Consider the following 12,000-nt stretch of genomic DNA (forward strand, 5'->3'; position numbering starts at 1 on the left):
CCCGGTGCTCACGGAGCGCTCGGCCCGGGTGGCCGCGGCGGTCAAATTGCATCGCCATGTCGTACGACGGCGGGCCGGTCAGTTCCTCGCCGAAGGTTCCAACTTGGTCGAGGCCGCGTCGGCGCGCGGACTTGTCCGTGAGGTGTTCGTCACCGAGCTTGCCGCGCAGCGCCACGCAACACTGCTGGGTACCCAGCGGTATCCGGTCCATGTGGTCACTGACCGCGCGGCGAAAGCCTTGTCCGACACCGTTACTCCGGCGGGGTTGGTGGCCGTGTGCGATATGCCGGCTACCGGACTGCAACAGGCGCTAGCCGGTTCGCCGCGGCTGGTTGCGGTTGCCGTCGAGATCAGCGAGCCGGGCAATGCGGGCACCCTGATCCGGCTCGCCGACGCGCTGGGAGCGGCGGCGGTGATCCTCGCCGGGCACAGTGTCGACCCCTACAACGGCAAGTGCCTGCGCGCCTCGGCCGGCAGCATCTTCTCGCTTCCGGTTGTCGCCGCCCCTGACGTGGACGCGGTGCTGGGCGCCGTGCGCGCCGCAGGGCTGCAGGCACTGGCTACCACCGTCGACGGCGGCATCCGCCTGGACGAGGCCGACGAGCTGTTGGGCACGCCGACGGCGTGGCTGTTCGGGCCCGAATCACACGGCCTGTCCGAAGAGATCACCGACCAAGCCGACCATCGCGTGCGCATCCCGATGTCGGGCGGCGCGGAAAGCCTCAACGTGGCCGCCGCCGCGGCGATCTGTCTGTACCAGAGCGCCCGGGCGCTGGGCGTGTTGCAGCGGTTTTAGGCGGCGCTGCGCCGGCCCCGGGCGGGCCGCAGCCCGGCCAGCGACAGGGTGGTGTGGACCAGCGACCCGGCCCGCTCGATCAACGACTTGTGCGGTGGAAAGTAGTGCATCGGCAGCCCCCGCCGGTCGCGCGGCGGGGCCATGAATTCGGGCGCCTCGACCAGCGGCGCGTCGATCGGAGCCCGGCCCTCGGCGCGGCGGTAAGCGGCCAGTGCCCGTGGGTGCAGCCGGATTTCGTCGGGCACCGCCAGGAACGCCAGCTCGATCATCTTGCCGAACACCCGCAACAAGATCTCGTCACCCGGTGTCCAGCGCATGCCCGCCTTCTCCCGCACCGCGGGCTCGAATAGCCCGGCGGCGATCCAGCGCTGACCGGCCACCAGCGGTTTGAACATCTGATCCCAGATCGGCGTCGGCATCAGGATGAACTTCGGCTTGGGGATGCGCATCCGGAAGATCTCCAGCGTCGCCTGGTTGATCTCCAGCTCGTCGCGGCAGACCCGGTCCCAGTACTCCTGAAATTCCTCCCACGACTGGGGCACCGGTCGCATGCTCATCCCATACATCCGGTACCACTGCACGTGCTCGTCGAACAGCTGGCGTTTCTCCGCCTCGGTCAGACCGCCGCAGAAGTACTCGGCGACCTTGACGACGAGCATGAAGAACGTCGCGTGTGCCCAGTAGAAGGTTTCCGGGTTCAGCGCGTGGTAACGGCGCCCCTCGGCATCAATCCCCTTGATGGTGTCGTGGTAGTGCTTGATCTGCGCACCCGTCAGGGCCGCACGCTCGCCGTCGTAGACCACGCCCATGATCGGGTACACCGACCGGGCCACCCGTTGCAGGGGCTCACGCAGCAGGATCGAATGCTCCTCGACGCCCGCGCCGAGCTGTGGGTACATGTTCTGGATCGCTCCGATCCAGACGCCCATCATTCCGGTGCGCAGGTCGCCAAAGTACTTCCAGGTGAGCGAATCTGGTCCAAGCGGATCAGCGAATGTAGTCGATACGGCAGTCATCACGCCCTCCTACTTCCTGACTGCGCTCAGATTAACTTTGACAACGCCCGTTGTCTACGATTCCAGCGTCCGCCGCGCGGTGGTGTTACCGAGATTCCACAGCCGTGTGGCAACCTCGTGATCAGGACGTTTGGTGCGATATGTGACACAAACCGGGTGGGCGTCGTTGCCCGGCTTCCCCGAAACTACTTACCCTTGCCAGGTGGAACTCGCGCCTCGCGATCCGGATCCGGATCCGGGCGAGCCTTCAGAAACGGACTCAGAATCGGTGACGACAGCGGCGCCTCGCGGCTCGACCGATCTTTCCGGACGACGGCCGGTACACGCGGCCACGCAGTGGTGGCAGACCGCTAATCGCAGCCCGGGTGTGGTGGCATTCATCCGGCGGGCGCGACGGATGTTGCCCGGAGATCCCGAGTTCGGTGACCCGCTCTCGACGGCGGGTGACGGCGGTCCGAGGGCGGCGGCCCGAGCCGCCGATCGGCTGCTGGGGGATCGCGACGCGGCGTCACGGGAGGTCAGCTTGAGCGTGCTGCAGGTGTGGCAGGCGCTGACCGAAGCGGTCTCGCGACGGCCGGCCAACCCCGAGGTGACGTTGGTGTTCACCGACTTGGTCGGCTTCTCGACCTGGTCGCTGCAGGCCGGCGACGACGCGGCGCTGACCCTGCTGCGCCAGGTGGCGCGGGCCGTGGAGCCGCCGCTGCTCGATGACGGCGGGCACATCGTCAAGCGGATGGGCGACGGCATCATGGCGGTGTTCCGCCATCCGGATGTCGCGGTGCGGGCCGTGGTGGCCGCCGACGAGGCGGTGAGACAGGTCGAGGTGGCGGGCTATCGGCCGCGCATGCGCGTCGGGATCCACACCGGCCGGCCCCAGCGGTTGGCCGCCGATTGGCTCGGTGTCGACGTCAATATCGCTGCTCGCGTGATGGACCGCGCCTCCAAAGGCGGGATCATGATTTCGAGTGCGGCGCTGGATCTGATCCCACAAAGCGACCTGGATGCGATGGGCGTCGTCGCTAAACGCGCACGTAAATCCATGTTTGCACCGAAGACCCCGGGCATCCCGCCGGACTTGGCGATATATCGTCTCGAATACTCTTAGCAAGTTGACAGCGTCTCATCACAGAGCCGAAACAATTTAGCCGTCATAATGGATTCAATGTTTGGGGGATTCTTTTCCCGGCTTGCCCGGGTCCGTTTCACCGTGGGGTATGTAGCGGTGCTGCTCGCGGTCAGCTGCGCCATCCTGGTGCTCGGCCAGCATGCGCATGACGTGATCGTGCAGCGTGCGAGCACCAACCTGCACAACCTGGCGCACGGACACGTGGGCACGCTGCTGGGCAGCGCACTCGTCGTCGACGCCGGACCGCTCTGCTTCTGGCTGCCGTTCCTGACCTGCCTGCTGGCGCTCGCGGAGCTGCATCTGCAGACCATCCGGCTGGTGGTGGCATTCGTGGTCGGCCACATCGGCGCGACGCTGGTGGTGGCCGCCGCTCTCGCCGCCGCCGTCGAGCTCGGCTGGATGCCGACATCCATCACCCGGGCCAGTGACGTCGGGATGAGCTATGGCGCGCTTGCCGTTCTCGGTGCGATGACGGCGGCGATACCGCAGCGATGGCGGCCGGCGTGGATCGGCTGGTGGATCTCGGCGGGGCTGGCCTCGGCGATCATCGGCGCCGACTTCACCGACGCCGGGCACACCGTCGCCGTGATCCTGGGTGTGCTGGTGTCCGCCCGCTTCCGTCAACCGGTCCGCTGGACGCCGGTGCTGAGTGCGATGCTGGTGGCGTCGTCCGGCTTCGGGTTCCTGGTCCTCGCTCACCACTGGGGCACGATGGCGGCCGCTCCGGTCGTCGGGGCGCTGGGCGCGTTCGTCGCGCACAAGATCGCCCAGCTCAGGGCCACGCCCGACACGCCGCCGGTCGCGCCGGCGGACGACGCGGAAGCGCCCACCGGCCGACAGCCGGTCCTGGTCGGCTAACCGCACCCGCCGTCGCGGCACGCAACGCAAACGCGCGCCGAGCGGCAAGCACCGAGTCACATATGATCGGCACTCGACCCGTGCCGCGCTCAAGGCCGCCCGTTCGGCGACGGTCCGGTCCGGAACAGCCTCATTAGCAAGGAGAGTGTCGCCGCGTGGGTGATCAACCCGTCGACCTGTCGCCGCAAGCTTTGGCTGAGGCGGTCGATGCCGCCCGGCAGGCCATCGGGTTGGCCGAGACCCTCGACGCGCTGGCGCTTGTCAAGACCGAGCACCTCGGCGACCGGTCGCCGGTGGCGCTGGCAAGACAGGCTCTGGGGACCCTGCCCAAGGAGGAGCGCTCCGACGCAGGCAAGCGGGTCAACACGGCGCGCGGCGACGTCCAACGCGCCTACGACGAGCGGCTGGCGGTGCTGCGCGCCGAGCGCGACGCGGCCGTGCTGGTCGCCGAGAGCATCGACGTCACCCTGCCGACGACTCGGCAGCCGCCCGGCGCGCGGCATCCGATCACGATCCTGGCCGAGCACGTCGCCGACACGTTCATCGCGATGGGCTGGGAGCTGGCGGAGGGCCCCGAGGTCGAAACCGAACAGTTTAATTTCGACGCCCTCAACTTCCCGCCCGACCATCCCGCGCGCAGCGAGCAGGACACGTTCTACGTTGCGCCGGAGGATTCCCGGCAGCTGCTGCGTACCCACACCTCACCGGTGCAGGTACGGACGTTGCTGCAGCGCGAGCTTCCGGTCTACATCGTGTCGATCGGCCGTACGTTCCGCACCGACGAACTCGACGCCACCCACACGCCGGTGTTCCACCAAGTCGAGGGTCTGGCCGTGGACCGCGGTCTGTCGATGGCGCATCTGCGCGGGACGCTGGACGCGTTCGCGCGCGCGGAGTTTGGCTCGCAGGCGCGCACCCGGATCCGGCCGCACTTCTTCCCGTTCACCGAGCCGTCCGCCGAGGTCGACGTGTGGTTCGTCGGCAAGAAGGGTGGTGCCGGTTGGGTGGAGTGGGGCGGCTGCGGGATGGTTCATCCAAACGTGTTGCGCGCGGCCGGAATTGACCCCGAGGTCTATTCGGGTTTCGCGTTCGGGATGGGCCTGGAACGCACCTTGCAGTTCCGCAACGGCATCCCAGACATGCGCGACATGGTCGAAGGTGACATCCGGTTCTCGTTGCCGTTCGGGGTGGGTCTGTAATGCGTATTCCCTACAGCTGGCTGCGCGAGGTCGTTTCCGCCGGGGCACCGGGCTGGGATGTCAGCGCCAGCGAACTCGAGCAGACACTGGTGCGCATCGGGCACGAGGTCGAGGAAGTCGTCACCCTCGGCCCGGTCGACGGCCCGCTGACCGTCGGCCGGGTGTCCGCTATCGAGGAGCTCACCGAATTCAAGAAGCCGATCCGCGCCTGCCTGGTCGATGTCGGCGATGGCCAAGAGCATGGAATAGTTTGCGGTGCAACGAATTTCGTGGCTGGCGATCTGGTGGTGGTGGCACTGCCCGGCACCACGCTGCCCGGCGGCTTCGAGATCAGCGCCCGCAAGACCTACGGCCGTAACTCCGATGGAATGATCTGCTCGGCAGCCGAACTCGGCTTGGGCGCAGACCACTCCGGGATCCTGGTGCTTCCCGCGGGCACCGCCGAACCCGGCGCCGGCGGTGCCGAGGTGCTCGGATTAGACGACGTGGTCTTCAACCTGGCCATCACCCCCGACCGCGGCTACTGCATGTCGGTACGCGGCCTGGCCCGCGAGGTCGCCTGCGCCTACGACTTGGACTTCGTCGACCCGGCGGACGTCAAGCCGTTGCCGGCCGAAGGCGAGGCGTGGCCGCTGGCCGTGCAGGCCGAAACCGGTGTTCGCCGGTTCGCGCTGCGCCCGGTCACCGGCATCGATCCCGCCGCGGCGTCGCCATGGTGGTTGCGGCGCCGCCTGTTGCTGTCCGGCATCCGTGCGACCTCCCCGGCCGTCGACGTGACCAATTACGTGATGCTGGAATTCGGCCACCCGATGCACGCCCACGATCGCAACCGCATCACCGGCGACTTCAAGGTCCGGTTCGCCGAGCCCGGCGAGACCGTCGTCACACTGGATGACATTGAGCGCAAACTCGATCCGGCGGATGTGCTGATCGTCGACGACGTCGCGACGACCGCGATCGGCGGTGTGATGGGTGCCGCCAGCACCGAGGTGCGCGCCGATTCCACCGACATTCTCCTCGAAGCCGCGGTGTGGGATCCGGCCGCTATTTCGCGCACCCAGCGGCGGCTGCATCTGCCCAGCGAGGCCGCCCGTCGCTACGAGCGCGCCGTCGACCCGGCGATCTCGGTTGCCGCGCTGGACCGGTGCGCGGCACTGCTGGCCGACATCGCCGGGGGAGCGGTGTCGCCGACCCTGACCGACTGGCGGGGGAATCCTCCGCGAGACGATTGGGCCGGGTCGCCCATCTCGATCGCCGCCGACCTGCCGGACCGTGTCGCCGGCGTCGAGTACGCCCCGGGCACGACGGTGCGGCGCCTCACCCAAATCGGTGCTGGGGTAACCGAAAACGGCGACGGGCTTACCGTGACGCCGCCGAGCTGGCGCCCCGATTTGTTACAGCCGGCCGACCTCGTCGAGGAGGTGTTGCGGCTGGAGGGGCTGGAGGTCATCCCCTCGGTGCTGCCGTCGGCGCCCGCCGGTCGCGGCCTGACCCCCGTGCAGAAACGTCGGCGTGCGATCGGCAAGTCGCTTGCGCAGTCCGGGTACGTCGAGATCCTGCCGACCCCGTTCCTGCCGCCGGGTGTGTTCGACCTGTGGGGCCTGCCGGCCGATGACCCGCGACGCACGGCGACGCGGGTGCTCAACCCGCTGGACGCGGATCGTCCTGAGCTGGCCACCACGCTGCTGCCCGGACTGCTGGAAGCGTTGGGGCGCAATGTATCCCGAGGACTGGTCGACGCCGCCCTGTATGCCATCGCGCAAGTGGTGCGGCCGACCGAGCAGACTCGTGGTATCGAGCTCATCCCCGTCGACCGCCGGCCGACGGATGCCGAGATCGCCACGCTCGACGCGTCGCTGCCCCGGCAGCCACAACACGTGGCCGCGGTGTTGGCCGGGCTGCGGGAACCGCGGGGCCCGTGGGGTCCCGGCCGTGCAGTCGATGCCGCCGATGCTCTTGACGCCGTGCGAACCATATTGCGCACCAGTGGGATTGATGTCACGCTGCGGGCGGCCCAGTACCTGCCGTGGCATCCCGGCCGGTGCGCCGAGGTCCTCGTCGCCGACACGGTCATCGGCCACGCCGGTCAGCTGCATCCCGCCGTGATCGAGCGGTCCGGCCTGCCGAAGGGGACCTGCGCGCTCGAGCTCAACCTCGACGCGCTTCCGATTGCCCAGCTGTTGCCGGCACCCCGGGTGTCGCCGTTCCCGGCCGTCTTCCAGGACGTCAGCCTGGTGGTGGCCGCGGACGTGCCGGCCCGGGCGGTGGCGGACGCGGTGCGCGAGGGGGCCGGCGAGCTGCTGGAAGACATGCAGCTGTTCGACGTGTTCACCGGTCCCCAGATCGGCGAGGATCGTAAGTCGCTGACCTTCGCACTTCGGTTCCGCGCGCCGGACCGCACGCTGACCGAAGACGACGCCAGTGCGGCCCGCGATGCCGCGGTGCGCCGCGCCGCCGAGGCGGTGGGCGCCGAAATACGCGCCTAGCTTCAGGCCTAACGGGTACGTACGACGCGCCGTGTGACCGATCTTGAGGATAGAGTGGCGGCTTGGAGTTGCTGATGGCGCCGTTAGTCCGTGGTTCGCGGCGGCCGCCGATCGTGAAAGTCGGTGGTGCGCGGTGATCGGGCCCGGTGTCGACGCCGTTCGGGAAGTGATGCGGTCCGATGAGGAGGCCGCGGCGGGGTTTCGGGAGTGGCACGCGGCCGCTGCGCGGGCCGGTCAACGAGTATTGCGGGAGCCGCGCGGCACGTACGTGTTGTGGCGCCGCGACGATGTGCTCGCCGCGATGCGTGATGGCGAAGTTTTCGCCAGCCGCCAGGGCGAGATGATGCCTGGCAATCCACCGTTCGGCCCGTACCGGGAGATCCTGCTGGAACTGTTCAACCCGGCCAACTCGCTGCAAATGTTGAAGCCCGTGCGTGGGGTGATCGAAGAACACGTCGGCGCCATTGCAACGAAGCTGGATCGCTGCGATGGTGTGCGTGTCGCTGAGGTGCTTTGGCGCGCATCGGTCGTTATGGCGTGCGGGCTGCCGGCGGACGTAGCTCTCGACACGGTCGACACGAAGCTGGTCGGGAAGATCCGCCGGGCGCCGCTGGGTGGCGCCGATGTGATCAGCCGGCTCGCCGACGAGCCGCTCACCGACGAAGAGATAGTGGGACTGATGGGGTCGGTGGGCCGCGGCTTGATCTTCGCGACGTTCCCGATCATCGCCGGACTGGCGATGTTGGCGCGCCGGCCGATGCTTCAACAGGAGTTGCGCGAAAACCCGGGCCGTCAAGGCATTTTCATCGAGGAGTTGCTGCGGCTGGATGGCGGGGCGAAGACCGTTTCACGAGTCACCACTCGCAGTGTGACGATCGGCGAAACGACGATCCCGGCCGGAGCCAATGTCGAGTTGTGTGTCGGGCTGGTTCACCGCGACGAGGCCGATGCCATGTCCGGTCACGACATCAAACTGGATGGTCCGCACCGGCATTGGAGTTTCGGGGGAGGTCCGCATCGGTGTCCGGCGTCGCACCTGGCCCGGGATCTGCTGAGTGACTTCTTTGAGGTGTGGCTAGCCGAGATCCCGTTTTTCTCGTTCAACTGGGAAAGTGGCCATGTCCCCAAAGCGTGGCATCCCCGAGCCTACGGGCCGTTGTCGGGCGCGATTTTCGACGGTTGGGTTCCGAATTGTGTACCCCTGAGGTGGTGACCGCGAATCGGCTGAACGTAGTCAATCCGCCCGATCGGACTCAAAGCATGGATTTGCAATCTGCTGCATAATCATGCAGAATCGCCCGAATGGCCGACGTGACAAGGGTGGCGGTTGCCGGTGCCAGCGGCTACGCGGGCGGGGAGATCCTGCGCCTGCTGCTCGGGCACCCGGCCTATGCCGACGGCCGGCTCACGATTGGTTCGGTGACCGCCGCGGCCAGTGCCGGCAGCACCCTCGGCGAGCATCACCCGCATCTGTTGCCGCTGGCCCAGCGGGTGGTGGAGCCCACCGAGGTTGCGGTGCTGCGCGACCACGACGTGGTCTTCCTGGGCTTGCCGCACGGGCATTCGGCGGCGCTGGCCGAGCAGCTCGGCCCGGAAACCCTGATCGTCGACTGCGGCGCGGACTTCCGGCTCACCGACCCCGCCGCGTGGGAGCGGTTCTACGGATCCCCGCATGCCGGCAGCTGGCCCTACGGCCTGCCGGAGTTGCCGGGCGCCCGGGAACGGCTGCGCGGCGCCCGTCGCATCGCGGTGCCGGGCTGCTATCCGACCGCGGCGCTGCTGGCATTGCTACCCGCGGTGGCCGAGGACCTGGTCGAACCCGCCATCACCGTGGTTGCCGTCAGCGGCACCTCGGGAGCCGGTCGAGCCGCCAAGGCCGACCTGCTCGGCTCCGAGGTCATCGGATCGGCGCGGGCCTACAACATCGCCGGTGCCCACCGGCACACCCCCGAGATCGCCCAAGGGCTGCGTGCCGTCACCAATCGTGACGTCACGGTGTCGTTCACCCCGGTGCTCATCCCGACCTCCCGCGGCATCCTGGCCACCTGCACCGCGCGCACTCGGGCGCCGCTGTCGCAGCTTCGCGCGGCCTATGAAAAGGCTTACGACACAGAGCCTTTCATTTATCTGATGCCCGAAGGTCAGCTGCCCCGTACCGGCTCAGTCATCGGCAGCAACGCCGCGCAGGTCGCCGTCGCGGTAGACGAGGACGCCGAGACATTCGTCGCGATCGCCGCCATCGACAACCTGGTCAAAGGCACCGGCGGCGCCGCGGTCCAGTCGATGAACCTGGCGCTGGGTTGGCCTGAGGCAGAAGGGCTTTCGGTGGTCGGGGTGGCTCCGTGAGCGACGAGGGTGCGACGCGGTTGGTGCGCACGCAGGGGGTCACCGCGGCCGCCGGCTTTCGCGCCGCGGGCGTCGCGGCCGGGATCAAGAAGTCCGGGGCTCGTGACCTTGCGCTGGTCTTCAACGAAGGACCCGACTACGCGGCCGCCGGGGTGTTCACCCGCAACCAGGTCAAGGCCGCACCGGTGCTGTGGACCAAGCAGGTGCTCACCACCGGAGCGCTGCGCGCGGTGATCCTCAACTCCGGCGGTGCCAATGCCTGCACCGGGGCGCCCGGTTTCCAGGACACCCATGCCACCGCCGAAGCGGTCGCGGCCGCGCTGTCGGACTGGGGCACCGAGACCGGCGCCGTCGAGGTCGCCGTCTGCTCGACCGGGCTGATCGGTGACCGGCTGCCGATGGACAAGGTGTTGAGCGGCGTCACGCACATCGTGCACGAAATGCATGGCGGGCTCAGCGGCGGCGACGAGGCTGCCCAGGCCATCATGACTACCGACACAGTTCCCAAAACGGTTGCGCTGCATCATCAAAACAACTGGACGGTCGGCGGGATGGCCAAGGGTGCGGGAATGATGGCACCGTCGCTGGCCACCATGCTGTGCGTGCTGACCACCGATGCGGTCGCGGACTCCGCGGCACTCGACGCGGCGCTGCGCCGCGCAAGCTTTCACACGTTCGATCGGCTCGACATCGACGGCTGCTGCTCCACCAACGACACCGTGCTGCTGCTGGCCTCCGGTGCCAGTGGGATCGCGCCGTCGCAAGCCGATCTGGACGACGCCGTAGAGCGGGTCTGCGACGACCTCTGCGCGCAGCTGCAAGCCGACGCCGAGGGGGTCACCAAGCGCGTCACGGTGACGGTCACCGGCGCGCGCTCCGAATCCGATGCGTTCATGGCCGCCCGCGCGGTCGCCCGCGACAGCCTGGTCAAGACCGCGATGTTCGGATCGGATCCCAACTGGGGCCGGGTGGTGGCGGCCGTCGGTCTGGCACCGGGAGTCATCATCGATCCCGATCGAATCACCGTGGCGTTCAACGGTTCTGTGGTCTACGCCGACGGCGTCGGAGCCCCGGGCTCACGCGACGTGGATCTGTCGGGGACCGTCATCGACGTCACCGTCGACCTGGGCCTCGGCGACGGCGAGGTCGCCATCCGGACCACCGACCTGTCGCACGCCTACGTCGAAGAGAATTCGGCATACAGCACATGACGATCAACAGCGAAGCGTTACCCACCCAGCTCAAGGCGCAAGTGCTTGCCGAAGCCCTGCCCTGGCTCAAGCAACTGCATGGCAAGATCGTCGTCGTCAAATACGGCGGCAATGCGATGACCGACGAGTCGCTGCGCCAGGCGTTCGCCGCCGACATGGCGTTTCTGCGCAACTGCGGTATCCACCCCGTTGTCGTGCACGGCGGCGGACCGCAGATCACCGCCATGCTGCGCCGGCTCGGCATCGACAAGGGTGACTTCAAGGGCGGATTCCGGGTCACCACGCCGGAAGTGCTCGACGTCGCGCGGATGGTGCTGTTCGGACAGGTGGGCCGCGAACTGGTCAACCTGATCAACGCTCACGGACCGTACGCGGTCGGCATCACCGGCGAGGACGCTCAGTTGTTCACCGCGGTGCGGCGTAGCGTCACCCTCGACGGCGTGGTCACCGACATCGGCCTGGTCGGCGACGTCGATCGGGTCAACACCGCCGCGGTGCTGGATCTGATTGCGGCACGACGTATTCCGGTGGTGTCGACGCTCGCGCCGGACGCCGAAGGCGTCGTGCACAACATCAACGCCGACACCGCCGCAGCGGCGTTGGCCGAAGCGCTGGGAGCCGAAAAACTGTTGATGCTCACCGATGTAGAGGGCATATATACCGACTGGCCGGATCGCGACTCATTGGTCAGCGAGATCGACACCGCGAGCTTGACCCAACTGCTGCCCACATTCGAATCCGGCATGATCCCCAAAGTCGAGGCGTGCCTTCGTGCCGTCGCGGGGGGTGTGCCCAGCGCCCACGTCATCGACGGCCGGGTCAAACACTGCGTGCTCGTGGAGCTCTTCACGCCCGAGGGCACCGGCACCAAGGTGGTGCCGGCATGAGCTGCGCCGGCGACGATGCGGTGGGGGCACGCGCCCACAAGTCGGAGGTACCCCCGCCCGCTTGCGGGGGACGGA

General features: G+C 68.1%; 9 protein-coding genes and 1 pseudogene. 9 read left to right on the forward strand and 1 reads right to left on the reverse strand.

All coding sequences use genetic code 11. The features are described 5' to 3' along the window. Window positions 1-4: 4 nt before the first annotated feature. Window positions 5-796 (forward strand): TrmH family RNA methyltransferase, encoded by a 792-nt coding sequence (locus OK015_RS14095; RefSeq protein WP_268132334.1) that lies wholly within the window; start codon window positions 5-7, stop codon window positions 794-796. Here OK015_RS14095 and OK015_RS14100 read toward each other — a convergent pair. Continuing rightward, window positions 793-1,812 (reverse strand): oxygenase MpaB family protein, encoded by a 1,020-nt coding sequence (locus OK015_RS14100; protein WP_268132335.1) that lies wholly within the window; start codon window positions 1,810-1,812, stop codon window positions 793-795. The two genes, OK015_RS14095 and OK015_RS14100, sit on opposite strands and share 4 nt — an antisense overlap. A gap of 202 nt (window positions 1,813-2,014) precedes the next feature. Here OK015_RS14100 and OK015_RS14105 point away from each other — a divergent pair, with 202 nt between their 5' ends. The 8 genes and pseudogenes from OK015_RS14105 (at window position 2,015) to argB (ending at window position 11,925) form a co-directional block, all read left to right on the forward strand. After that, complete coding sequence (locus tag OK015_RS14105; RefSeq protein WP_268132337.1) at window positions 2,015-2,917, forward strand: adenylate/guanylate cyclase domain-containing protein; 903 nt, start codon at window positions 2,015-2,017, stop codon at window positions 2,915-2,917. Window positions 2,918-2,974: 57 nt separating this feature from the next. Next, window positions 2,975-3,796, forward strand: a complete 822-nt coding sequence (locus OK015_RS14110; RefSeq protein ID WP_268132339.1) for a rhomboid-like protein — start codon at window positions 2,975-2,977, stop codon at window positions 3,794-3,796. Window positions 3,797-3,951: 155 nt separating this feature from the next. Next, window positions 3,952-4,995, forward strand: coding sequence for a phenylalanine--tRNA ligase subunit alpha (gene pheS, locus OK015_RS14115; RefSeq protein WP_268132340.1), 1,044 nt, complete (start codon window positions 3,952-3,954; stop codon window positions 4,993-4,995). Further along, a complete protein-coding gene (gene pheT, locus OK015_RS14120; protein WP_268132341.1) occupies window positions 4,995-7,481 on the forward strand; it encodes a phenylalanine--tRNA ligase subunit beta in 2,487 nt (828 codons plus the stop codon). The genes pheS and pheT overlap by 1 nt, the downstream gene beginning before the upstream one ends. Before the next feature lie 133 nt (window positions 7,482-7,614). Next, window positions 7,615-8,694 carry a cytochrome P450 gene (locus tag OK015_RS14125; protein ID WP_268123657.1) on the forward strand — a complete coding sequence of 360 codons (1,080 nt, stop codon included), beginning with the start codon at window positions 7,615-7,617 and terminating at the stop codon, window positions 8,692-8,694. A gap of 73 nt (window positions 8,695-8,767) precedes the next feature. After that, window positions 8,768-9,827 (forward strand): annotated as a pseudogene (gene argC, locus OK015_RS14130) (N-acetyl-gamma-glutamyl-phosphate reductase). Further along, a complete protein-coding gene (gene argJ / locus OK015_RS14135) occupies window positions 9,824-11,038 on the forward strand; it encodes a bifunctional glutamate N-acetyltransferase/amino-acid acetyltransferase ArgJ (RefSeq protein WP_268123661.1) in 1,215 nt (404 codons plus the stop codon). Before argC ends, argJ begins: the two are co-directional and overlap by 4 nt. Next, window positions 11,035-11,925: an acetylglutamate kinase gene (gene argB, locus OK015_RS14140; RefSeq protein WP_268123663.1), complete on the forward strand. Its 891-nt coding sequence runs from the start codon at window positions 11,035-11,037 to the stop codon at window positions 11,923-11,925. The genes argJ and argB overlap by 4 nt, the downstream gene beginning before the upstream one ends. Window positions 11,926-12,000: the final 75 nt, after the last annotated feature.

The sequence above is a fragment of the Mycobacterium sp. Aquia_216 genome (genome assembly GCF_026723865.1).
Lineage (GTDB): Bacteria > Actinomycetota > Actinomycetes > Mycobacteriales > Mycobacteriaceae > Mycobacterium.

Excerpts from the sequence above, each read along its gene's own strand:
- OK015_RS14100 (WP_268132335.1), bottom strand. The coding sequence starts at position 1,812 with ATGACTGCCGTATCGACTACATTCGCTGATCCGCTTGGACCAGATTCG.
- OK015_RS14110 (WP_268132339.1), top strand. The coding sequence starts at position 2,975 with ATGTTTGGGGGATTCTTTTCCCGGCTTGCCCGGGTCCGTTTCACCGTG.
- argB (WP_268123663.1), top strand. The coding sequence starts at position 11,035 with ATGACGATCAACAGCGAAGCGTTACCCACCCAGCTCAAGGCGCAAGTG.
- pheT (WP_268132341.1), top strand. The coding sequence starts at position 4,995 with ATGCGTATTCCCTACAGCTGGCTGCGCGAGGTCGTTTCCGCCGGGGCA.